Genomic DNA, 20,528 nt, shown 5'->3' with positions numbered 1-20,528 from the left:
TGACCTATACGCCGATATGCAACGGATGCGTCGTCAAACTGCCGCGGCCGTCTTCGCTAATCTCATCATCGCTGATTTTAAAGTTGCCGAGTTTCATGGTCAGGTATTTATCGAAATACGGTTTCAGTTCGTTTTCGATAGACAGGTCGTAGTCCGGTCTGACGATGTGGGTGGTACCCCAGGTGACTTTGACGACCTCGCCGTCTTTCACCACCAGTTCGCCGTCTTTGAATACGTAATCCGGTTTCGAGAACATGGTCTCCCGATTGTCGTTTTCGGTATAGACGGTAATGTCGGCGAAGTTGCCGGGGCTGAGCGCACCGCGGTCTTTCAGGCCGATGATGCGAGCGGCGCCGGCGCGGGTCATGATGGCGATTTCGTTCAAGCTGTATTCGCGCTCGATCGATGCCAGCGTGGTCATCTTTTGTGCTTCCGGATGAATAGTCGCCAGCATGTCATTGCGGAAACTACGGTCCATCAGCAAACGGATCAAATGCGGATAGCTGGTGAACGGCGCGCCGTTGGGGTGGTCGGTGGTCAGGAAGATTCGCCACGGGTCTTCGACCAGCAGGAAGATTTCGAGGCCAATCGCCCATTGCAAGGCGTTGACGAAGTTCTGGTCCTTATACTTGAACGGCACCACGCCGCAGCCGGCATCGCATTCGATGTCCATACACACCCACTTGTTCGGACTGGCGAACTTGTGGTTGGCGTGTTGGCGCATGTTGTCGCCGGAGGCAGTGACGGTCTGGCCGAACAAGATTTGGCCGACGTCGGCGGTGATATTTTTATTCTTGTTGATCGCCTCTGCAATTTGCGCCGCGCCGGAGGAGAATTTGAAGTCGCCTTCGGTGCCGTAGCTGTGGAACTGAATATGAGTCAGATGCATCGGCAGGCCGTCGATGCCTTCGATGGTGTTCAAGGTGGTATCGACGTTGCCGGGGACGCCCAGGTTGCAGCCGTGCACGTGCAGGGGATGAGTCACGCCCAGTTCATTGACCGCGCGGGCCAGGGTTTGCAGCACTTGCCGCGGAGTGACGCCGTAATGAGCGTTTTGCTCGTCCAGCTCCAGCTTGCGTTGGTTGAATTTGAAGGCGTTGATGCCGCCGGCGTTAACCACTTTGACCCCGATAGCTTTGGCGGCGTTCAGCGTCCAGGCCACGTAATCGTTGACGGCTTTCTGGTCTTTTTTGGCGGTCAGCATACGCAGCAAAAAGTCGTCACTGCCCAGCATCACGTAGCCGCCTTTATCGATGATGGGCGTGTCGCCCATTTCCATGTGGGCCTGACGGGCGTTGATCGGCAATACCGCCGGTTCGAAGCAGGCGGTGTAGCCCATTTCGGCGTAACGGTAACCGGTGACGAAACTTGAAGGCATCGCATGGCCGGTGCCGGAACGGGTCAAATGAGTGCGGTGCACCGGATCGGCTCGGTGATCTTCCGGCAGCAGGGTACGGGCGATGTTGCCCTTGCCGCCGCCGATGTGGGTGTGCATGTCGATGGCGCCCGACATGACGACTTTGCCGCGCAAGTCGTATTCCCGATCTACCGGGCGGCCGTCCTCGGGCGCTTCGACGATGCGGCCGTCCTGAATGTAAATATCCTGTTGCTGACCGGCAATGCCGCTGGCCGGATCATAAATGGTGCCACCTGTGAGTTTTATCAGCATGTCGGTATCCTAAAGTGCTTGTTCAATGGCATTCAGCACCTCGGCGGTGCTAGGCAGACCGGAATCGCGCAATTTTTTCAAGCGTAAGGCCACTACACTATCCATCCGATAAACATGACCGGCGTGATCGATCCCCGGCGTACCGACCGGAATGAATACGTCGGGCTCGGGTTCGAGTTGCATGCCGGAACGGCCGACAACGATGGTCGGCAAGCCTGTTCGTGGTGGCGTCGCCGTTGCGTTATAGGCCTGCACCCATACCAAGGCATCGGCTTCGCCGTTGGCGATCATGGCCTGACTATCGAACAGAAACGGATCGTATTCCGGATAGCCTCTGGCGAAATTGACTCGTGCTGGATAACCGGTGGTCCAGCCGCAAACCTGATTGGCGGTGTAATCGCCTTCCTTGCCGCCCAGCGGCAGGCCGGAGCAACGGGTGGCCTGCATATTGATGTCTTTGACGATATTGCAGATCGTTTGAACAGTTAACTCAGCGTGTTCGAATGCCAGTTTACCTGCGCTCCACAATACGACGCCATAACGTGCCTGGCGTAATCTGTCGGCTACTTTTTGCAGTGCCGAAACCGCAATATTGCCGACGGTTTCAACCTGTAATGGTTGATTCCTGACCAGAGCGGACAGCACCGCCACCACGTCAGGTAGGTCGGCGTCGTCGCAGGCCAGCACGGTTGGTGTTTTGCCAGCAGGTGAAACAGCGGCCTTGCCCGCGGGTGTCTTGCCAAGATAAATCACGTCACGTTGGTCAGTGCTTTCTAGGAACATCGCGTGTTCGTTCCATAAAAAGCGTTCGAAAAAGCGCGGTGCAAAGACTTCGGGATCGGTACCGATGATCAACAGCAAATCACAGCGATTCTTGACCTCAGCCAAAGTGGTGTTCATCCAGCCGGAGTCCTGCATCGCCAGCAAATTGCGGCGAGCCGCGTTGAAGTTGATGTTATCGACCACCGCGCCAGCCTTGTCCGCCAGCGCCAGCAAGGCGCGCATGCCGTTGACGTCGGTCGCGCAGCCGCCGATGACTGGTTGCCGGGTGTCGCGCAGCAATTCGGCGGCTTTGGCGACGGCAGCCTCCAGGCTGGCAGTTTGGCCGGCGATACGCGGTGCGGTATCGCTAATCGGCTGTTCGAAGGCGGGGGTGTTGACCGCGCAACCGTTGGCGGTTACTGTCACGGCCAAGCCTTCCACCTTGATACTCAGATCGTCGGTGCCGATGCCGCAAAACGGGCTGGGTACCTCGGTGATTTCAGTCATCGTGCTGTCCTCAGTCTTTTTTAATGTATTTGAAACGCGGATCGTCCGGCGTGCCCTCGAAAATGCCGTCGGATTCGGCGGCGGCGTCCCACAACACCACCTGCTCGATTTTTTTTGCCAGTGCGAAATCCATTTCGGTCACGCCTTTGGCGGCATGGGTGACCAGTTTGACGATCACGAATGCGTAGGAAACCGTTAAATCCGGATGGTGCCAGGCTTTCTCCGCCAGATGGCCGACGGTATTGACGACCATCAACGTGGCTTTCCAGCCGCTGGTTTTGAATTTGCGCCGAATCCAGCCGTTCTCGTAATACCAGTGCGGCAAGTCGCGACTCAATCGTTCGGCAATTTCGGCTTCGCTATAAACTTTGAGTGTATCGTGAGGCATTGCCTATCCTCCGGGTAGAATCAATTCAACATTCTATCGCACAGTTTGGCCTGGTGTCTTTATGGCGCGTGGCTTCAGAATAGACTATTTAGCCGTGTCGGTGTAAAGCGGCGAGTGGTTTTGTAGTTTCCAATGTTCAGGCGTGCTGCGATCCGGATTGGTATAGCGGTTTGGCTTGTAACGACACCAACCAACCCGGTTTTGGTTGACACGGGGGTAAGCGAAATCTTTGCGGATCGCAGTCACAGTTTGCAAAAGGGCGGATTGCAGGTTTTTCAGTTTCGGCCGCTTAATTGAGTACGCGATGCCGGGGCAATAACGACGATGTCGCTGTTGAACAGGGCGGCATTGAAAAACAGCGTGATCGTCGCCAAGTCCGGCATTGAACTCAAAAACCGCTGTCGCGGTTATTTCACGAAACGGGGGATACAGAAATGTCCACGATGACTTTCGAGGCTTTATTGCAAACCGTGGCCGAACAGGAAGGCCAGATCGCAGAATTGAAAAACCAATTGATTTGGCTGCAAGCCTTGCTGGAAAACCAGCGCCGATTACAGTTAGCGCAGGAATTAGTGCAGATGGTCAGTCAGTATCCGGGCAAATTAAATTGTCCGATGGTGGTTTCGACCGAGGTGCACTGATTTAAGCCAGCATGGCTTGGTTTGCTGATGGCTGGCAGGAGAGGCCGATGTTTGGAGCCGATACGAGGCGCCAAGCAACCGAGCCGATCATCCCAGTCCGGGATGCAGGGCTCAGCCCTTTGATAGCCACTCGTTGCGCATTTCTTCCACCCGCCGCATCATCTCGTCGAGCGCTTTGACGGATTCTTTGTGGAGCGGGTGAGCGCGGTTATGGACCGGATGCTTGGTATCGTTGAGCAATTCCTCGATAAACCGCTCGTATTCCATCAGTTCGGCGGGTATGGAGTCTGGCTTTTCTTTCATCAGCATAACGACAAGTAGAATTGAAAGTATAAGAACATAAAAAAAGCCCACATTGTAGTGGGCTCCGTCCGGTGTTTTTATGTTTTTTTGATGGACGCCTACCCGATGTAGCGGTAGGTTAAAGTGTTGCGCTGTTTTTCTTGTTATACCGCCGAAACGGTCGCTTACCTCCTCCCCCTTTTTAAAGATACGCCCTTGCAAGGCGTATTGACCTAAGTCAAGGTGGGCGCATTCTAGTGAAGAAAAATGCACTTGTCCAGAAAAACGCGACAATTTGTCGCATAATAAATTTAAGGATTTTGTTCGGCGCTTAAATCCTGTTCGCAAGTCGCGGCCGCAGTTTGATTTGCCTCAATTTGCCGCCGAACTTTTGTGCGGTATAAATGGCCTGGCAACTGACTGGAAACAGGCCGCTGGAGGATAAAACATGGACACCATTCACCACATCGCGATTCAAGTCGACGATATTCAACAAAGCGTGGACTGGTACACCAGCCGTTACCAAGTGCGTGTGGCGTATCAGGACCAAACCTGGGCCTTGCTGCAATTTGCCAACGTAGCGCTGGCATTGGTGCTGCCCAACCAACACCCGCCGCATTTTGCCATCGTCTCCGAACATGCGGAGGACTACGGCCCATTGCGAACTCATCGCGACGGCACTGCATCGGTGTACATTCAAGACCCGGCCGGCAATCAGATCGAGATGATTCGGCTGGCAAAGATGGCCAACGATTAAACCCGGTCGTCTTCCTGCAACATCGCATAGGCGGCATTGATTCTTCGGGTTTCTTCTTCCGCCACTTGCCTGATTTTCGCGCCCAGGTTTTCGACCTTGTCCGGGTGGTATTCCGAAATTTTCTTCTTATAAGCAGCGCGGATGTCCAGCGGAATCGCTTCCGGCTTCACTTCCAGAATTGCAAAGCATTCGTCCAAGGTTTTGACCGCGGTATCGTCTTCCGGCAGCTTGATTTCGGTGATATAGACGTTGTTATGCGCGTCGACGTCCAATTTGAATTGTGCCGCGCACTTGCGGCATTGGGCCTTATTACTTTTGACCGGTAGCGTGAATTTGATTTGCTGAGCGCAGGCCGGGCAGGAGATGACCCGGTCATTGGGATTGGGCTTGGCTACGGCCGGTTTCGGCGATTTCTCCCGCTTCTGCTTGATCCGGCGCTTGATCAGCAAGTAGCCTAAGGCCATTGCGGCCGCGAATGCCGCTGCGGCGAAAATAAACGGGTTCATTGGCGGGATGTCTGCGAAGCTTCGAGCGCGGGTTGCGGATGTCGGCAAGTGTAGCCGATAGCGGCACAATAGGTTGCACGGCTCGAAACCGAGTCCCGGTCAGCCGCCGCTAGAAAGTCGGGATGCGCGCTTAAACCTCAGCCCACATCCGCAGTAGATTGTGGTAGCAGCCGGTCAGATTGACCACCGGCTCGCTGTCGCCACCGGTGTTGCGTAACTGCAGGATGGCCATGTCCATTTCGAACAGCAGCCGGCGGCGTTCGGTTTCGCGCACCATGCTTTCCAGCCAGAAAAACGACGCCACCCTGGCGCCGCCCGTCACCGGCTCCACCCGGTGCAGACTGGAGCCGGGATACAGCACCATGTCGCCGGCGGCCAGCTTGACGGCATGCTGGCCGTAGGTGTCTTCGATCACCAGTTCGCCGCCGTCGTAACTGTCCGGATCGGCCAAAAAAATCGTCGCCGACAAATCGGTGCGTACCCGCTGGCCGCTGACCGGACAATGCCGAACCGCATTGTCGATATGGTTGCCGAAGGTGTTGTGTTCACCTTCGTAACGGTTGAATAGGGGCGGGAAGATGCGCTTCGGCAGCGCAGCAGACAGGAACAAGGCGTTGCGGTTCAGCGCGTCCAGCAAAATAGTGCGGGCCGCCGCGCTTTGGCAGGATTGTTCCGGCAACTGCCAGTTGTTTTTGACTTGCGCCGACTGGCTGCCGGCCGTGATCCGGCCGTCGGCCCAAGCCGCATCGGCCAGAATCCCGCGGACTCGGCTGAGTTCGTCCGGGTTCAGCACCTGCGGAATTTCGATCAGCATGGCTCAAGCTCCGATCGCGTCAATGGCGAAATACAGCATCAGGCTCAACGAGCCCAAGCCCAAACCGGCCGCGGCCAGCCGATTACCGTGCAATCGCGTCCACAATAACGTGCCGGTCAGACTGAGCAGAATCAGGCCGCCGGCCAGGGTATCGACCAGCAACACCCAGCCCACGCCCATCCCGACGCCCTTGTGCAGATTGTTCAGGGTTTGCAGCAGATTGGCGTCGCTTTGTTTAACCGTGACAAAAGCATTCCCTTCCCAGTAATCGGCCGACAACATATGTTGCGGGTTGCGCAGATTGATCTGCCACGAGGCCGGCTGTTGCACGGCCTGGTTATTCCAGGTCACGATCTTGCCCGGTTCTCTTCGCGCTCTGGCGTGGCTGGTGTCGACGTTAAGCGTCTGGCCCAGCCAGGCCGCCAGCGCTTTCGGATCGGCCGGTTTCGGCTCGGGCAAGGCGATTTGGATTTCCTTGGGCTCCATCCGGCCGATCGGAATTTTCATCACCTCGCGGTGGTTCATCAAAATCCCGGTAAAACCGAACAGCAAACCCATCGCCGCGCCCCACAGCCCGAACCAGGCGTGGGTGCGGCGCAGCCATTTCAAAAAAGCGCCGCGCGAAAGATTTTTGGGCAGGAATAAATAGCCGCCGTTGGTTTTTTTCGGCGGGCGGTTGGCTGGCGTGGGTACAGTGTCGGTGATGCTATTCATGGCAATCATGGGTAAGAGCAAAATTAGTCAGCGGGAAACGTCGATTCGGACATTTTTTCGCAGCGGTTAATATTTAAAACTGACGGTCAACTGGCCGGATACCGGTGTCCCTGGCAGCGCCGAGTTTTGTTGGCCGGACTCGTAATACACCGTGTCGGTCAGGTTGAACACGTTCAGTTGCACATCGTAATGTTTCTGGTGGTAAGCCACTACCGCATCCAAGCGGGCGTAGCCGGGCAAAACCGCTTCGTTGACGTTATCGGCGTAACGGTGGCTGGCGTAAAACACGCCGCCGCCGATTTCCCAGTTGTCGGTCAGGTGGTAAGTAGTCCAGGCCACGCCGCTATCCTCGGGTACGTTGACCGGCGTCATGCCCAGGAACGACTTGACCGCGCCGCTGACCGATCCGTTCGCGGTAGAGGTCGACTTGGTGATTTCGGCATCGAGGTGGGCATAGGTGATCGACGCATCCCAATTCGGCATGATTTGTCCGGCCAAACCTAGCTCGAAGCCGTCGGTGCGTTGCTCGCCGGCCAGCATTTGCAGAGTGGGGTCGGGCGACGTGGTGCGGGCATTGGTTTTTTCCAGACGGAATACCGCAGCAGTGGCCGACAGTTGGCCGTCGAATAAATCCCACTTGGCACCGATTTCATAGTTGTTATTTTGTTCGGGCGGCAGGTTGGCGTTGTTGGCCGATAAGCTCAGACTTTCCGCCGATGGATTGAAGGACTTGCCGTAGCTGAAGTAGTAAGACTGCTCCTTGCTGGGTTGCCAGATGATGCCGCCGCGCGGGCTCCATTGCGACACGCTGGTATCGAAATTGCCGGTGCTGATCCGGTCTATCTGCTGAGCTTCGAACACGTCGTAACGGGTGCCGCCCAGGATTTTCCATTCCGGTGTAATTTCGAATTGGTCCATCAAATAGCCGGCATAGGTTTGCGCCCGGGTCAGCCGGTTGGTGGCCAGAAAGCCGCTGAAATCGTAAGCCAGGCCGCTGGTGCTGGCCGTGATACGCGGATCGAACACCGATATCCGGGTCAAGCCGGTCGAGTTTTTGGATTTGAAATCGTACTCCTCCCAACCGAACTCGCTGCCGAACATCAAGGTATTGACGTGGCCGAACAACGGTTTCTTATAAACGAAGTCGGTCTGGTTATAGATATTTTCCTGCGTATTCAACCTTAGCGCCTGGCTACGGTTGATGGTGCCGGCGTTGGCGCCGCTGGTGGGCACGCAGACACCGGTGCTCGGACAGGAGAATAAGTGAGTCAGGTATTTACGTTCGTAGTCGCCGTAACGCACGGTATTTTTCACCGAGAAATCCTGGTTGAAGCGGTGGGTCAAGGCCACGGTGGCGACGTTGACATCGGTGTCCATCATCCGGTTGTCGGAGTAACCGTAGAAGGTATTGATCGGCACGTCGGCCGGCCGACCTTTATACATCGGCACGCCATAGTCGAATACGCCGTCCTCCTGCTGATGAAGCAGATTCAAGGTCAGGTCGGTGTCGGCCGTGATATCCCATTTGAACGACGGCGCAATGCCCCAGCGGTTGGTGTAGTTGTAGTCGCGGAACGAGTCGGCATCCTGGTACAGCACATTCAAGCGCGCGCCCAGATCCTGGTATTTGGTCTCGGCGTCGATGGTGGTGCGTTTGAAGTCGTACAGGCCGTAGGTGAAGCTGCCGGTGACTCCGGTTTTGCCGGTGGGTTTTTTGAACACCTGGTTGATCACGCCGCCGGTTGCGCCGCGGCCAAACAGAATCGACGAGGCACCTTTCAGCACTTCGGCCCGCTCGATAAAGAAGGTGTCGCGGGCGTATTGGCCGTTGTCCTTGACGCCGTCCAGATATTGGTCGGAATTGGCGGAAAAACCGCGCAACGTAATCGAGTCGCCGGTGCGGCCGCCTTCGCCGGCAGCGATAGTCAGGCCGCTAACGTTACGCAACGCATCGCGCAAATTAAAAGCATTTTGCGATTCGATCAGTTCTTCCTTGACCACGCTGATCGATTGCGGGATATCGCGAATCGCCATTTCGGTTTTACTGCCGGTTGTAGACGTGTCGGCCTTGAAGCGGTTGACCGGTTTATCGCGGTTGGCTTTGACTTTAACGTCGTCGAGCACGAGTTCCTGGTCATTGTCGGCAACGGTGTTGGCTGTAGGTTCGGCTAAGGCCATGCCGCTCAAGGCGGCGCCGAGCGGCAGAAGGACGCCCAGCCGCCATTTGGCGTTGCCGGATTTGCTACGGAGTGGTTTGGTGTCTGACATACGTTCCCCTAAGTTGGCATAAATTCGGTTGGCTGCCTGGCGAGGAACGCTGGGTGGCTATAAAGGTGTTGCAATGCTGGTCTCGCGCGCTAATTCGGGCGGGAGCGCAATGCTCTGAGAAAGATGCTGCACGGAGCGTAATTGAAATCGTTCTCAAATAATAACGATTCTCATTTTATGTGTTTCGATTTGCTTGTCAATTGTTGCTGAGTCGCAACGGCTTCGCCCAGACCCTAAATTTCCATTTCAGATACGCCGGCCCCAGAGTCCGCTCGGAGTGAAAAATCTGCCGCCAAAATCAGGAATTACCTGAAGCTTGGCCGCTATCGCTTCGCTCGCACCTGGGCCTGATTTGGCATTGTTGCGCGCTTTGAAAAAAATAATTTCGCGCAGAGAGGGAAAAGTGCTTTACGACTTAAATGAGAATAATTATCATTTAATTCAAATTCACTGCCTGTTAGCAATCGTGAAACGACTATTTTCATTTTGGGACAAAACGGATTGCGTCAATCTGGCGATTGCGCCGGACGTACTTGCAACGCTGGTCGAAACAGGCCAACTGCACGCCACCGATTTTCGTTGTCTGGATCTGGGGTCCAAGCAAATTGTCTGGAAGATGTTTTTATCGCTGGCCGCCGCAAAACTGGGTGGTCGGCAAGCTTTGGCGGATTTTTCTCTTAAATTAAGGAGCGAGCGATGAGTAAGAAACCCTGCAACCATGAATATCTGGCGGCCACCGAATTCGGTAAGGTCCAGATTTGCCGCGAATGCGGCGTCGTCCACTTGCACGTGCAGAATTTGACGATGCGGTTTGAAGTGGCCGATTTTCTCGGGCTGGCCGACACGTTGGCCGATGCGGCAATCCAGGCCAGAACCGGCGGCGATAAGGACAAGGCCAGACGCGCCGGCTTTACCGTGATCAAGCCCAGCCAGCGTTTGAATTAACCGGGCGAAGCGATGCGTTACCACCCGCAGGCGCTTGTCATCGCCATTTTATCGGCAACGATAGGCTGCAACTTCGTCGTTAAGGTCCTGTTTCCGGAAGCCGGCGTCAAAATCGCCGAGGCATTGCAAAGCGATGCGGCGCCAGTGCTTGGGGTCGCCGCACTATTGGTGCTGATCGCCCTGGGGCTTTTCGTTAAGTCCAACAGGAGCACCATCGATCGGGTATTGACCGGCCGCGCCGAACCGGCGGAAGTATGGCGCGCGTTTTTCAAACCCAGTGTTGCCCGACGCCGCGATCCGAAATAGCGGATGCCGTTCGCGCTTGGCCGCTGCTGCCCGAATGGCAACAACCCCTTAGAATCGTCCTGCAACAGCGCCGTCTCAATCGCGCAAACCCTCGCGCTGCTTTCTTGCAGCGGGTAGATCGCCAATCGAGCGCATAGACCGAGTCCAACACCAAGCAATCCCCGCCTCGAACCCACCCATAACGGAGCGAACAAGCCGCAGTACAGTTACAACTGCCGCCAGACCGATTTTACCTGCGCCCGGTTTGTCGGCTAATCTGTTGCCTTGCCGCTCGTTTCCGGAGTTATCCAAATGACCGAACTACCGTTCCCCGTCGCCGTTGCCGCCGAGCAAGTGCCGCCGCGACCGCGAAAATCCTTGTATCCCCAAGCCATTCTCGATCTACATGGCACCCGCTTCGCGGGGCGGGAAAAGACGCCGCTCGGGGACGTGTTCGGGCTGCAAAACTTCGGCGTCAACCTGACCAAACTGGAACCCGGCGCGATTTCCGCCCTGCGCCACGCCCACGCCAAGCAGGACGAATTTATTTACATACTGCAGGGTACGCCGACGCTCTATACCGACGAGGGCGCGACACGGCTGGCGCCGGGCATGTGCGCCGGCTTCCAGGCCGGCAGCGGCAACGCCCATCGCTTGGTCAACGAATCGGCGGACGACGTGCTCTATCTGGAAATCGGCGACCGCACGCCGGGCGACCGGGTCGAATATCCGGACGACGACTTGCGGGCAGTCGGCACGGCCGGCGGTTGGCAGTTTACCCATAACAACGGCGAGCCGTATCCATGACGGCGCCAACACCCGCACGCATCGTTTTGCTGCGGCACGGCCGGCCGAGCGTAGCGCTGACCGGCATTTTGCGGGCGACCGATCTGGCGCGCTTGGCCGATGCTTACCGCGTCGCCGGCATCGTCGATGCGCCGCCGCCGACAACCCGCGCAGTGCTAAAAGACATCGGCATGGCCTTGTGCAGCGATCTGCCGCGTTCCCGGCAATCGGCTCAGGCACTGGGATTGGGGGAAAATCCGGTCGCCGATGCCCTGTTCGGCGAAGCCCAATTGCCGCACTTTCGCCATGGCCGGATTCGCCTGCCGGCGGCCGTGTGGCTGACCGTGCTGCGCCTGCTCTGGCTGGCCGGCTTTTCCCGCAACGGCGAATCCTACGCCGCAGCCAAACGCCGTGCCCGCTCGGCCGCGCAACGCCTGATCGATCTTGCCCGGATTCACGGCAGCGTAGCGTTGGTGGGACACGGCGTGATGAACCATTTGATCGGCCGCGAACTGCGGGCCCAGGGCTGGCGCTGCAGCCTGCGCCCCGGCAAGGACTATTGGGCTTACGCCGTTTACGAGGTGAATTGATACGTGGGGCTAGAGGATGTGTCGGGCGAGGCGGCGCCTTAATATCGGTAGCTCGCGAACGATGCGTATCTCGTTGTTCGTTACATTCGATAAGTGCATCTTAAGGCTGCCGAGGGCAGTGATCGGTCATAAGCCGACAAACGAATGGGAAATGCCAAAGACTGCTCCCAGCCAAAAGCAGGCGTAGGGTGCGGTGAGTTTTTACGAACCGCACCAATCGAGAACGATGCGGTGCACGTTGTTTACCGCATCCTACCGAGCTGATTGAGTTGTGTTTCAAATGCCTGGCTAAGAGATGCGGGAACGGCTAACATGGCAACCTCCAAAGCTGATTTGGACGCAGTGTGAATGATATACAGAAAGGAAAAATCCTTGCTAATCACAAATTTATTGGAGCAGCGCAGCTTTTATGGTAGATATACGGAACTATCTAATAACTTGTTGGGCATCATCTGAAAGCGCCTTGCATCACAACCAGCGAGGAACCGAGCGTTGATATTCAAAATACTCATTGCCAAATTTCAACGCCATAGCCCTTTCTTCGAGCGGTATGTACCAATAATTCGCAAGAATGAAGAAACCAAGAGGCCCAGCCATGGGCGAAATTGACCCGAGCATACACGCCACCCCGGCCAAAAAAACGATCATTCCAAGGTACATTGGATTTCTTGTTCGGCGAAACAAACCTTCTGTGGTCAATCGCCCAGGCTCTCCAAAAGTGTTTATGTTGGAGCCGATGCGCCGGAATAGGCGCGCATGCCAATTTGCAATGCCTAATCCGGCAACAACCAGGATAAGACCCGCAAAATTTGCTGGTCGTGGCACCAGTTGTACGATGGGAACTGCTACATGGAGCAAAAACATGATGCCGGCAGACATGAGCACGACGATAGGGGGAAGAAGCAAAAAACGCACAGCGATCTCCTTTGGGTTGCATGATCCGCTTAGTTTGCCTACACAAGCATGGGGCCGCGATAACCTGAGTTAACGGCATGGGCACCTACGTATCCACCTTTGAAGTGTTTAGGCGCTTGGCGGGTTCAGATCTGCCGGTCATGAATGATCTGATTCCCGCCACAACCCAACGCCGACTCAAGCCGGGTGATGCGCTATTCCACGTCGGTGAAAGCATGCCCTTCGCTTTCGTTGTCAACTTGGGTGTTATCAAGCTTGTGTATGAAACGCCGGCTGGCGATTCTTGGATCAAAGGATTCGCGGAAGCTGGTATCTGCTTCGCAAGCCTCATGGCGCTGGAAGATGGTGGGGTAACGAACTTTTCCGCCTATGCTGTGACCGAATCCACGATTGAAATAATTGAGTATCGCAGGCTTCAGCAACTGGCAGATAGTCACATCGAATGGCAACGCGCGCTAAGCACTGCTTTCAAGCACTACGGCCAGCGAAAAGAGAAACGCGAGTTGGAGCTTCTGACACACTCGCCCGAAGAGCGATATCTCGGTTTCCTCGGCGAGCACTCTGAACTTGTGGCCTGTATTAGGCAACACGACATTGCAAGCTACATCAGGGTCACCCCTGTTGCACTCAGCCGAATTCGGACTCGCCTCAAAGCTCAAGGGAGACTCGCATGACGCCCAACCCTGCGGTCAAGGCGCTCCCTCTGGTCGCTGGGACGCTGCGCGATAAAGCGCAGCGCCCCTTACCCTCGACGTTGGGCGTCATAACATGACCACGGATGCTTTGTTCAAGAAAGTCCGTACCTATACAAAGCTCTCGAAGAAGGCGGAGCAAGCTTGGACATCGCTTCTTCGACCAAGACATTACCGCAAAGACGAGTCGTTTATTCTGTCGGGAACTGTACCAACCACATTTGCCTTTGTCGTCGAAGGGCTGTTCTCTCAGCATTATGTCGGTCCAGAGGGCAATATGACCATCAAATACTTCTTTCCGGAGAACCGCATCGCCGCCTCAGTCAGCGCGACCTTGCTTGGGCAGCCAAGCCTATTCACAATCACCGCAATCGAGGACAGCACTGTCCTTGAGTATGAGTTTGCGGCGTTTCGAGCGCTCGTAACGGAGTTCCCCGACATTGCGGATTTCTACATCCGGTACATGGAGCGTCATTGGATCGTCGAAAAGGAGCCGGACGAGATATCCTTCCGGCATAACGACGCGATGAAGCGCTATCGTGATTTCATAAGCAGGGAACCGCTCCTGCACCGGCGCTTGAAGCAGCATCACATCGCGGCATGGCTGGGTATCACTCCCGAGAGCCTCAGCCGCATCAGGAAAGCAATCGCTTTAGGCGTGGGATAGGCTAGGCGTGAAGTCTTAACAAACATCAATGCGTTAGTGCAGTCGTATCTGTAATCTTTGGTTCGGCAAGCACGTAGCTTGTTGCAACTAACGGAGACTTAAAATGACCAAGATGATTTTCGTGAACCTACCGGTGACGAACCTGCCGCAATCCAAAGCCTTCTACGAAGCCCTAGGCTTCGTCAACAATCCGCAGTTCAGCGATGATACCGCAGCCTGCATGGTATGGAGCGAGACCATCAACGTGATGTTGCTCACCCACGCGAAATGGCGCAGCTTCACAAATCGCCCCATTCCTGCCATGAACTCGAGCGAAGTGATGTTGGCGATTTCTTGCGACAGCAAGGAGGCCGTCGACGGGATGAACGATGCAGCCGCGAAACATGGCGGAACGGCCGACATCAATCCGATACAGGATCTCGGGTTCATGTACAACCGGAATCTCGCCGATCCCGATGGGCATGTGTGGGAGGCGATGTGGATGGACTCGTCGGCGATCCCGTCTGTTGGCTGATTAAGGTGCAGATCACCCAACAATACGCTCAAGCCGACCCGCTTCCGCGGTCGGCTTAGCTCTACTTTAGGCGTCAATGGCAATCACTTTCAACTCTGGAGAAATTCGATGCAACTCCCCCCACTCACCAGGTCCGTTGGTTCTGCAGAACGCTCCATGCGCGCACTGCTTGAGCAAAAACTTCAAAATGTCAATCTTTCGTTTGCCGAATGGACAGTTCTAGCCTTCACCAGCGGCGCACCCTTGAAATCCGATGACGTGGTTCAACGGCAGATTACTGGCCATATCATCGCCGCTGCAGCGGATGGTCACGAATCGATAGGCAGACTGACGCGCGCCGGCCTTATTGCCAAGAACCAAGACGATGTTCTTGCGCACACGGAAAGCGGCAAAGCGGTGTTTATCCGCCTGAGCGGTGAAGTTGAAGGAATGACACAACGTCTCTATGGTGATTTACCAATCGAAGACCTTCAAGCCACCCATCGAACTCTCACAGAAATTGCCAAGCGCGCAGGCACCCTTTTGGGTCGCCAGAGTTGAAGTGTCGCCTAACTGGCGGTTCAACGCGGACGCCAAAGCTGGCCATGGCTTCGCCATTTTTATGGCCAGCTTTGGTGCCCTTCGGCCTCCGGCGCCGGTTAACCTGGGCGTTGGGCTTAAACAACTGGGTTCCCAGATATGGCAAGTCGATTTGTTTCTTCACCTCATTACCGACTTCGACTCCTCGGTAATCTGTTGGGGATGAGCGCATGACGGACCGTAGCGCCGTTGACACGATACACGGGTACTTCTATCAGTTCGACTACTCGATACTGAAAGTGCTCCAACTGTCTAATCACGACGACTCGATCGATGTCGAGTGCATCGAAGACGTCGACATTACATGTGTCCTTATGGCGCAGATGGGCGTATCGGAAAGGTGTAGATGCCAATGAACTTCAAAATGAAGGTCAGTCCTTTAGTATCTTATGGCCTCGAGGTCACTTTTTCGAAAAAACGGAATTTGGGAATTTAGTTAAACATTGGCGAAAGTAGCCTAACATGGTAGTCAAAGGGACGCGCCGGACGTAGGCGTTTGTTAACCTTTCTTATTTTTTCGGGTTCGCTGGCTTTGTTAAACTTTGCCCCGGCGCGCCCCTTACTTTTACGTTGAATGGCTGCTATTTGAAGCCCTCCCGACATTGAGCGCAATGCTTCAAATGTCAACTTGGGGTCGTTCGCGTCACGGTCTTCGTTATCCGTTCCACCTCCAATCCACAGCCCCCAAGCCCGTTAGCCGTTGGTTTCTCACAAAAAGGTGCCGCCATCCCTGGCGGCTTTTGTTAACGCATTCCTCCGAACACGCTAAAACCGGTATTCCTCGGCTCAAGTGAGCGCCAGCCCCATGGACCGACTCTCTCATCGCGCCGGCATGCCGGGCGCGGCTTGCCGTTGCGGTATTACTAACAGCGCCTGCGGGTGTTGCGGGTGGCTGGCGATGCTGACTGGATAATCGAACACTTGCCGGATCGATGCGCTGTTCAAGGTTTGCGCCGGGGTGCCGACGGCGGCCAAGCGGCCTTGGTGCAGCAGGGCGATGCGGTCGGCGTAGAGCGCGGCCAGGTTCAGGTCGTGTAACACCGCCAATACCCCGGCCTGTTGCCTGTCGGCAAAACGGCGGGCGATGGCTAACACGGCGTGTTGGTGGGCCAGATCCAGCGCCGAGGTCGGTTCGTCCAGCAGCAAGTAGCGCTGCAGCGGGTGTTGCGGCTCCCAGATTTGCGCCAGCACTCGCGCCAATTGCACCCGTTGCCGCTCGCCGCCGGACAGCGTGGTGTAGATGCGCTCGGCCAGATGGCCGGTGTCGGTCAGCGCCAAAGCTTGGTCGGCGATGGCTAGATTTTGCGCGGCGCTGTGGGTTTTACGTTGCGGGCTGCGGCCCATCAAGACCACGTCACGCACGCTAAAGCGGAAGGCCAATCCGGAACTTTGCGGCAACACCCCGCGCAAACGCGCCGCTTGCTTGGGCGGCCAGTCGGCTTGCGGCCGGCCGTTCATCAGCACTTGGCCGGCGCTCGGTGCCAGTTCGCCGCTCAAGGCCCGCAGCAGGCTGGATTTGCCGGCGCCGTTGGGGCCGGCCACGGCTAGCACTTCGCCGGGACGCAGTTGCAGCGTCACGCCGGCCAGCAAGGTTTTCGGGCCGGCGCGCAAGTTCAGATCGATTGCTTGCAGCATGTCAACGCCCCATCAGTTTTTGCCGAAACAGCAGCCACAGAAAAAACGGACTGCCGAGCAGGCCGGTGACGATGCCGATCGGAATCTCGGCCGGCGCCGCCAAGCTGCGAGCCAGATAGTCGGCGCAGATCAGCAACAAGGCACCGAGCAAGCCGGAAGCCGGCAACAGCCAGCGGTGATCCGGACCCAACGCCAGCCGCAACAGATGGGGCACCACCAGGCCGACGAAGCCGATCACGCCGGACAAGGCCACCGCCGCGCCGACACCGAGCGCGACCAAGGCCACCACCCCGGCCTTGATCCGTTCCACCGGAAAGCCGAGATGGCCGGCTTCGGCCTCGCCGAGCAGCAATGCGTTCAGCGCGTCGGCCAGCCACGGTAACAGCAGCAGATTCGCCAGTAAAAACGGCGCGCCCAACACGACGCCATCCCAACCGGCACCGTTCAGGCTGCCCAGGCTCCAGAAGGTCAAGCTGCGCAATTGGTCGTCGTCGGCCAGATAAACCAGCAGGCCGGTGGCGGAACCGGCCAGGGCGTTGATGGCGATGCCGGATAATAGCAGTGAGGCCACGTCCAGCCGGTCGCCGCTGTCGGCCAGCCGGTAGACCAGCCAACTGACGCCAAAGCCGCCGGCAATGGCCGCGACCGGCAACAAATAAGCGCCGAATGCGTCGGCCAGCGCGCCGAACAGGCTGTCGCGCAGCACGATCACCGCCACCGCGGCCAGCGCCGCGCCGCTGGAGACGCCGATCAAGCCCGGATCGGCCAGCGGGTTGCGGAATAAGCCCTGCATCGCCGCGCCGGATGCGGCCAAGGCGGCGCCGACCAGCAGGCCAAGCACCAGACGCGGTGCGCGGATCGCCAACAGCACCGCTTGTTGCTCGGCAGCGAAGGGCCAGGGCAGGGCGATACCGAAGCGGTCGGCAACGATCGCGGCGGCCTGGCCGGCCGAGATCGCCACCGCGCCGCTACCCAGCGCAGCCAAGGCCGCCAAACATAATAGGAGCGCCAGCAGCCAACACAGGCCGGCCCGGCTCAAGGCTGGTTTCAGCCACTGGCTCGGTCTGGCGGCCTCGGTTGCGGAACAGGCGGTCATCGATTGGCACCCGCGTCGGCGGCAACCGCCGGCTCGCCGTGCAGTTGCATCGCCAGATCCAGGATGGCCTGACCGCTGTGCAAACCAAAGCCGAGCAAGGCCAAGGTATCGACAACCCGGATGTTGCGGTTCCGTCCGGCCGGCGTTTGAGCAATGCCGGGTTGTCGGTAGAACGCGTCCAGGCCGCCGATGGCATTGGCGGCGACGTCGGTCAACAAAATCACCTCCGGCGCGGCAGCGATCATCGCCTCGGTACTGATAGGTTTGTTACCTTGCAATTCAGCGGCGGCATTGCGGGCGCCGGCCAACGCCAACACCGCGTCGGCGGCGGTGCCGCGGCCGGACGCCAGCGGTGCGCCGTGGGCGACCGCCATCAAAAACAAGGCCTTGGGTTGTTCGCTGTGTTGCGCGCGCCACTGCGCCAGCCGCGCGAAGTCGGCTTGCACTTGCCCGGCCAGTTCCCGGCCGCGCTCGGGCCGTTCCAGCAAGCCGGCAATCGTATCGATTTTGGCGGCGATGCCGGCAGCGGAATAATCCTCGGCCACGGTTTCGATCCGTACCCCGGCCGCGTGCAATTGCGCCAATACCGCCGGTGGCCCGGCGTGGGCGCTGGCCAGCAGCAAGTCGGGGCGCAGCGACAGCACGCCTTCGGCGGACAGCGTGCGCATGTAACCGACTTGCGGTAACGCTTTGGCGGCGTCCGGGGTCAGGCTGGTGCTGTCGACGCCGACCAGGCGCGCCTCGCCGCCCAGGGCGTAGACAATCTCGGTTAACGCGCCGCCGACCGAAACGATGCGGGCCGGTGCGGCGGCCGATACCGGCGTGGCGGCCGCCAGCCAGACCAGCGCGGCGACTGCGCTTCGGCCGGCAAGGCCTAGCGATAGGCTGAGTTTCATCTGCAAATCCCTGCCGCTTATGCCGGCGCTTCGATCGGTGCGCGGGACTTGTGACCGACATCGTTCATGTGGCGGATTTGGCTCAGATCGTCGCCTTCTATCGCAAAAGCCTTGGCAAAGCCTTGCACAAAGCTGCCGCGCTGCGGCTGGATGCGGAACAAATGGAAGTCCTGCATACTCTGCAACTGGCGGATGAAGGCGCCGAATTTTTCTTCGAACAGACTCATCAGGTCGTCGAAGGCAGCACTGTCGCGGTCGATTTCGCCGGCCTTGCAGTGGTAGGTGACGCGCTGGCGGGCGAACAGATGCGTGGCCTTGTCCTCGTCCTCAAGGAACAGCAAGCAGACCTTGCCGTTGGCGAGCAGGTTACGGGTGTGGGCCGAAAGCTCGCTGACGTAGATGTAGTAGTCGCCGTCGTGTTGCAGATAGGCGGCATAACTGGCTTCGGGTTCGCCGTCGGCGCTGACCGTGGCCAGCAAGACCGAGGAAAAGCTTTGCGCCAACGCGCTGTAGCTTTGGCGGATTTGGTCGAGGTCTATCGTTTTTGGATTCATGGTCTTATCCTGTGCCCGGAGACGACCGGGCCGTTAATTGAAAATACGATTGCCGGGCAGGGCGTCGATGAATTCCTGCCACAACAGACTCTCACCGTCGACGGGGTCGTAAGCGCCGAAAACGGTCGCTGCGGTGTAGCCGAGGCGGTCGCGTAACAGCAAACCGCGCAGCGTGTGCCGGCCGTGGCCGAGTTGGATGATGGCGGTCTCGGCCACGCCTTTTTCGTTCAGATGCAGATTGAAGCCCTGGTCCAGCACGTTGAACCAAGGCTCGGTAATCCGCAGGTTCTGCACCGGGCCGGTGTGCAATTGCAGCGCGCCGGGGCTGGGGACCAGAATTTGCAGCGGCATCGCCAGCCGCGCCAATTGCTGCAGCAGTTCCCGGAATTGTTGCCCGGAAATGAAGCCGACGGTTTGCAGCCGGCCGGCCAGCGGCCGGCTCAGACGCTGCCATAACTCCGGCAGGCGCTCGGTTGTCGCCCAGTCGATATCGGTGGGTCTGGCAATATTCAGGGGCTCTACCGTCGGTGATTGGTCGGCGGCGGCGAAGCTGGCGACCAAGCGCCGGTAACGCCCGGCATCGGACTGTTCGGTCAGGTAGATCTTGTGCACGGCCTCGCCTTCGGCGTCGAAAAACTGCAGGCTTTGCCGCGGACCGATCCGGCTTTGCTCGGTCACCGCGTAGCCGGAATGCCAGCGGCCGGTCAGCAGGCACAGTTCTAGGTTATGCCCGGACACCAACAGCAGATCGCCGCACAAACGCAGCCGTTCGTACCGGCCGGTTATTTCGTGTACGGCGACATCGTTGCGGGTCAAGGCCATCACCGGTCCGAGCCCGCCGACGGCATCGATCAGGGCCGGCCAGTCCGGACGCAGCCGAACGGCGTTGTCGCCGCAGCCGGTCGCGACCAGTTCGGCCTCGCTGACGCCAAGGCTGCTGGCTGCGTCGCGCGGCCGCAGATGGGGGTGGTCGGCCAACAGGTCGCGCCAGGCCAGTTTCAATTCGTAGGCGGCGCTGGCGTTTTGGGTAGCGGTCGTATTCAGCATCATGTTTAACTCCGGTTGC

General features: G+C 57.7%; 25 protein-coding genes. 11 read left to right on the top strand and 14 right to left on the bottom strand.

Annotated features, from left to right (window positions below; all coding sequences use genetic code 11):
* Positions 1-4: 4 nt before the first annotated feature.
* From PL263_RS11495 to PL263_RS11485, 3 genes are read right to left on the bottom strand one after another with little or no spacing between them, the layout of a single operon-like run.
* Positions 5-1,669, bottom strand: coding sequence for a formylmethanofuran dehydrogenase subunit A (locus PL263_RS11495; RefSeq protein WP_278209528.1), 1,665 nt, complete (start codon positions 1,667-1,669; stop codon positions 5-7).
* A gap of 9 nt (positions 1,670-1,678) precedes the next feature.
* Positions 1,679-2,938 carry a formylmethanofuran dehydrogenase subunit B gene (locus tag PL263_RS11490; RefSeq protein WP_140910860.1) on the bottom strand — a complete coding sequence of 420 codons (1,260 nt, stop codon included), beginning with the start codon at positions 2,936-2,938 and terminating at the stop codon, positions 1,679-1,681.
* A gap of 10 nt (positions 2,939-2,948) precedes the next feature.
* On the bottom strand, positions 2,949-3,326 hold the full coding sequence (locus PL263_RS11485) for a 4a-hydroxytetrahydrobiopterin dehydratase (RefSeq protein ID WP_140910859.1): 378 nt from the start codon (positions 3,324-3,326) through the stop codon (positions 2,949-2,951).
* Between the two features lie 434 nt (positions 3,327-3,760).
* Here PL263_RS11485 and PL263_RS11480 point away from each other — a divergent pair, with 434 nt between their 5' ends.
* Positions 3,761-3,967, top strand: coding sequence for a hypothetical protein (locus PL263_RS11480; RefSeq protein ID WP_278209527.1), 207 nt, complete (start codon positions 3,761-3,763; stop codon positions 3,965-3,967).
* A 111-nt stretch (positions 3,968-4,078) separates the two neighbouring features.
* Here PL263_RS11480 and PL263_RS11475 read toward each other — a convergent pair whose 3' ends face one another.
* The gene (locus PL263_RS11475; RefSeq protein ID WP_278209526.1) at positions 4,079-4,543 is read right to left on the bottom strand and encodes a hypothetical protein; all 465 of its coding nucleotides are present in this window, start codon (positions 4,541-4,543) and stop codon (positions 4,079-4,081) included.
* A gap of 154 nt (positions 4,544-4,697) precedes the next feature.
* Between PL263_RS11475 and PL263_RS11470 the strand changes: the two genes are divergently transcribed.
* On the top strand, positions 4,698-5,006 hold the full coding sequence (locus tag PL263_RS11470) for a VOC family protein (protein WP_278209525.1): 309 nt from the start codon (positions 4,698-4,700) through the stop codon (positions 5,004-5,006).
* Here PL263_RS11470 and PL263_RS11465 read toward each other — a convergent pair.
* From PL263_RS11465 to PL263_RS11450, 4 genes are all read right to left on the bottom strand, one after another.
* The gene (locus PL263_RS11465) at positions 5,003-5,512 is read right to left on the bottom strand and encodes a J domain-containing protein (protein WP_278209524.1); all 510 of its coding nucleotides are present in this window, start codon (positions 5,510-5,512) and stop codon (positions 5,003-5,005) included. The two genes, PL263_RS11470 and PL263_RS11465, sit on opposite strands and share 4 nt — an antisense overlap.
* A 130-nt stretch (positions 5,513-5,642) precedes the next feature.
* Entirely contained in the window at positions 5,643-6,326 is a 684-nt protein-coding gene (locus PL263_RS11460; RefSeq protein ID WP_278209523.1) for a Fe2+-dependent dioxygenase, read from the bottom strand.
* Positions 6,327-6,329: 3 nt separating this feature from the next.
* Complete coding sequence (locus PL263_RS11455; protein WP_278209522.1) at positions 6,330-7,040, bottom strand: PepSY-associated TM helix domain-containing protein; 711 nt, start codon at positions 7,038-7,040, stop codon at positions 6,330-6,332.
* A gap of 66 nt (positions 7,041-7,106) precedes the next feature.
* Positions 7,107-9,308, bottom strand: a complete 2,202-nt coding sequence (locus PL263_RS11450; RefSeq protein WP_278209521.1) for a TonB-dependent siderophore receptor — start codon at positions 9,306-9,308, stop codon at positions 7,107-7,109.
* A gap of 316 nt (positions 9,309-9,624) precedes the next feature.
* Here PL263_RS11450 and PL263_RS11445 point away from each other — a divergent pair, with 316 nt between their 5' ends.
* The 5 genes from PL263_RS11445 to PL263_RS11425 all read left to right on the top strand — a co-directional run bounded on the left by PL263_RS11445 (position 9,625) and on the right by PL263_RS11425 (position 11,914).
* Entirely contained in the window at positions 9,625-10,008 is a 384-nt protein-coding gene (locus tag PL263_RS11445) for a hypothetical protein (RefSeq protein ID WP_278209520.1), read from the top strand.
* The gene (locus tag PL263_RS11440; protein ID WP_278209519.1) at positions 10,005-10,253 is read left to right on the top strand and encodes a hypothetical protein; all 249 of its coding nucleotides are present in this window, start codon (positions 10,005-10,007) and stop codon (positions 10,251-10,253) included. Before PL263_RS11445 ends, PL263_RS11440 begins: the two co-directional genes overlap by 4 nt.
* Before the next feature lie 12 nt (positions 10,254-10,265).
* Entirely contained in the window at positions 10,266-10,559 is a 294-nt protein-coding gene (locus PL263_RS11435; protein WP_278209518.1) for a hypothetical protein, read from the top strand.
* 291 nt (positions 10,560-10,850) lie between these two features.
* Positions 10,851-11,345, top strand: coding sequence for a cupin domain-containing protein (locus PL263_RS11430; RefSeq protein WP_278209517.1), 495 nt, complete (start codon positions 10,851-10,853; stop codon positions 11,343-11,345).
* Positions 11,342-11,914 (top strand): phosphoglycerate mutase family protein, encoded by a 573-nt coding sequence (locus tag PL263_RS11425; protein WP_278209516.1) that lies wholly within the window; start codon positions 11,342-11,344, stop codon positions 11,912-11,914. Before PL263_RS11430 ends, PL263_RS11425 begins: the two co-directional genes overlap by 4 nt.
* 468 nt (positions 11,915-12,382) lie before the next feature.
* Here PL263_RS11425 and PL263_RS11420 read toward each other — a convergent pair whose 3' ends face one another.
* The gene (locus tag PL263_RS11420; protein WP_278209515.1) at positions 12,383-12,829 is read right to left on the bottom strand and encodes an isoprenylcysteine carboxylmethyltransferase family protein; all 447 of its coding nucleotides are present in this window, start codon (positions 12,827-12,829) and stop codon (positions 12,383-12,385) included.
* A 77-nt stretch (positions 12,830-12,906) separates the two neighbouring features.
* Between PL263_RS11420 and PL263_RS11415 the strand changes: the two genes are divergently transcribed.
* From PL263_RS11415 to PL263_RS11400, 4 genes are all read left to right on the top strand, one after another.
* Positions 12,907-13,503 (top strand): Crp/Fnr family transcriptional regulator, encoded by a 597-nt coding sequence (locus tag PL263_RS11415; protein ID WP_278209514.1) that lies wholly within the window; start codon positions 12,907-12,909, stop codon positions 13,501-13,503.
* Between the two features lie 94 nt (positions 13,504-13,597).
* Positions 13,598-14,188, top strand: a complete 591-nt coding sequence (locus tag PL263_RS11410; protein WP_278209513.1) for a Crp/Fnr family transcriptional regulator — start codon at positions 13,598-13,600, stop codon at positions 14,186-14,188.
* 103 nt (positions 14,189-14,291) lie between these two features.
* Positions 14,292-14,702, top strand: a complete 411-nt coding sequence (locus PL263_RS11405) for a glyoxalase/bleomycin resistance/extradiol dioxygenase family protein (protein WP_278209512.1) — start codon at positions 14,292-14,294, stop codon at positions 14,700-14,702.
* 156 nt (positions 14,703-14,858) lie between these two features.
* Positions 14,859-15,242, top strand: coding sequence for a hypothetical protein (locus PL263_RS11400; protein WP_278209511.1), 384 nt, complete (start codon positions 14,859-14,861; stop codon positions 15,240-15,242).
* A gap of 858 nt (positions 15,243-16,100) precedes the next feature.
* Here PL263_RS11400 and PL263_RS11395 read toward each other — a convergent pair.
* From PL263_RS11395 to PL263_RS11375, 5 genes are read right to left on the bottom strand one after another with little or no spacing between them, the layout of a single operon-like run.
* Positions 16,101-16,916 carry a heme ABC transporter ATP-binding protein gene (locus PL263_RS11395; protein WP_278209510.1) on the bottom strand — a complete coding sequence of 272 codons (816 nt, stop codon included), beginning with the start codon at positions 16,914-16,916 and terminating at the stop codon, positions 16,101-16,103.
* 1 nt (position 16,917) lies between these two features.
* On the bottom strand, positions 16,918-18,012 hold the full coding sequence (locus PL263_RS11390; protein WP_278209509.1) for an iron ABC transporter permease: 1,095 nt from the start codon (positions 18,010-18,012) through the stop codon (positions 16,918-16,920).
* Positions 18,009-18,908, bottom strand: a complete 900-nt coding sequence (locus PL263_RS11385) for an ABC transporter substrate-binding protein (protein WP_278209508.1) — start codon at positions 18,906-18,908, stop codon at positions 18,009-18,011. The genes PL263_RS11390 and PL263_RS11385 overlap by 4 nt, the downstream gene beginning before the upstream one ends.
* A gap of 17 nt (positions 18,909-18,925) precedes the next feature.
* Positions 18,926-19,462 carry a pyridoxamine 5'-phosphate oxidase family protein gene (locus PL263_RS11380; RefSeq protein ID WP_278209507.1) on the bottom strand — a complete coding sequence of 179 codons (537 nt, stop codon included), beginning with the start codon at positions 19,460-19,462 and terminating at the stop codon, positions 18,926-18,928.
* A gap of 33 nt (positions 19,463-19,495) precedes the next feature.
* On the bottom strand, positions 19,496-20,512 hold the full coding sequence (locus tag PL263_RS11375) for a ChuX/HutX family heme-like substrate-binding protein (RefSeq protein WP_278209506.1): 1,017 nt from the start codon (positions 20,510-20,512) through the stop codon (positions 19,496-19,498).
* Positions 20,513-20,528 lie beyond the last annotated feature (16 nt).

Source organism: Methylomonas sp. EFPC3 (genome assembly GCF_029643245.1).
Taxonomy (GTDB): Bacteria; Pseudomonadota; Gammaproteobacteria; order Methylococcales; family Methylomonadaceae; genus Methylomonas; species Methylomonas koyamae_B.
The sequence above is the reverse complement of the archived record's forward strand: the minus strand, read 5'-3'. Positions and strand labels throughout refer to the sequence as shown.

Excerpts from the sequence above, each read along its gene's own strand:
- PL263_RS11485 (WP_140910859.1), bottom strand. The coding sequence starts at position 3,326 with ATGCCTCACGATACACTCAAAGTTTATAGCGAAGCCGAAATTGCCGAA.
- PL263_RS11390 (WP_278209509.1), bottom strand. The coding sequence starts at position 18,012 with ATGACCGCCTGTTCCGCAACCGAGGCCGCCAGACCGAGCCAGTGGCTG.
- PL263_RS11440 (WP_278209519.1), top strand. The coding sequence starts at position 10,005 with ATGAGTAAGAAACCCTGCAACCATGAATATCTGGCGGCCACCGAATTC.
- PL263_RS11430 (WP_278209517.1), top strand. The coding sequence starts at position 10,851 with ATGACCGAACTACCGTTCCCCGTCGCCGTTGCCGCCGAGCAAGTGCCG.
- PL263_RS11405 (WP_278209512.1), top strand. The coding sequence starts at position 14,292 with ATGACCAAGATGATTTTCGTGAACCTACCGGTGACGAACCTGCCGCAA.
- PL263_RS11415 (WP_278209514.1), top strand. The coding sequence starts at position 12,907 with ATGGGCACCTACGTATCCACCTTTGAAGTGTTTAGGCGCTTGGCGGGT.
- PL263_RS11395 (WP_278209510.1), bottom strand. The coding sequence starts at position 16,916 with ATGCTGCAAGCAATCGATCTGAACTTGCGCGCCGGCCCGAAAACCTTG.
- PL263_RS11495 (WP_278209528.1), bottom strand. The coding sequence starts at position 1,669 with ATGCTGATAAAACTCACAGGTGGCACCATTTATGATCCGGCCAGCGGC.
- PL263_RS11375 (WP_278209506.1), bottom strand. The coding sequence starts at position 20,512 with ATGATGCTGAATACGACCGCTACCCAAAACGCCAGCGCCGCCTACGAA.
- PL263_RS11490 (WP_140910860.1), bottom strand. The coding sequence starts at position 2,938 with ATGACTGAAATCACCGAGGTACCCAGCCCGTTTTGCGGCATCGGCACC.
- PL263_RS11400 (WP_278209511.1), top strand. The coding sequence starts at position 14,859 with ATGCGCGCACTGCTTGAGCAAAAACTTCAAAATGTCAATCTTTCGTTT.
- PL263_RS11410 (WP_278209513.1), top strand. The coding sequence starts at position 13,598 with ATGACCACGGATGCTTTGTTCAAGAAAGTCCGTACCTATACAAAGCTC.
- PL263_RS11380 (WP_278209507.1), bottom strand. The coding sequence starts at position 19,462 with ATGAATCCAAAAACGATAGACCTCGACCAAATCCGCCAAAGCTACAGC.
- PL263_RS11455 (WP_278209522.1), bottom strand. The coding sequence starts at position 7,040 with ATGAATAGCATCACCGACACTGTACCCACGCCAGCCAACCGCCCGCCG.
- PL263_RS11465 (WP_278209524.1), bottom strand. The coding sequence starts at position 5,512 with ATGAACCCGTTTATTTTCGCCGCAGCGGCATTCGCGGCCGCAATGGCC.
- PL263_RS11450 (WP_278209521.1), bottom strand. The coding sequence starts at position 9,308 with ATGTCAGACACCAAACCACTCCGTAGCAAATCCGGCAACGCCAAATGG.
- PL263_RS11425 (WP_278209516.1), top strand. The coding sequence starts at position 11,342 with ATGACGGCGCCAACACCCGCACGCATCGTTTTGCTGCGGCACGGCCGG.
- PL263_RS11435 (WP_278209518.1), top strand. The coding sequence starts at position 10,266 with ATGCGTTACCACCCGCAGGCGCTTGTCATCGCCATTTTATCGGCAACG.
- PL263_RS11470 (WP_278209525.1), top strand. The coding sequence starts at position 4,698 with ATGGACACCATTCACCACATCGCGATTCAAGTCGACGATATTCAACAA.
- PL263_RS11460 (WP_278209523.1), bottom strand. The coding sequence starts at position 6,326 with ATGCTGATCGAAATTCCGCAGGTGCTGAACCCGGACGAACTCAGCCGA.
- PL263_RS11385 (WP_278209508.1), bottom strand. The coding sequence starts at position 18,908 with ATGAAACTCAGCCTATCGCTAGGCCTTGCCGGCCGAAGCGCAGTCGCC.
- PL263_RS11480 (WP_278209527.1), top strand. The coding sequence starts at position 3,761 with ATGTCCACGATGACTTTCGAGGCTTTATTGCAAACCGTGGCCGAACAG.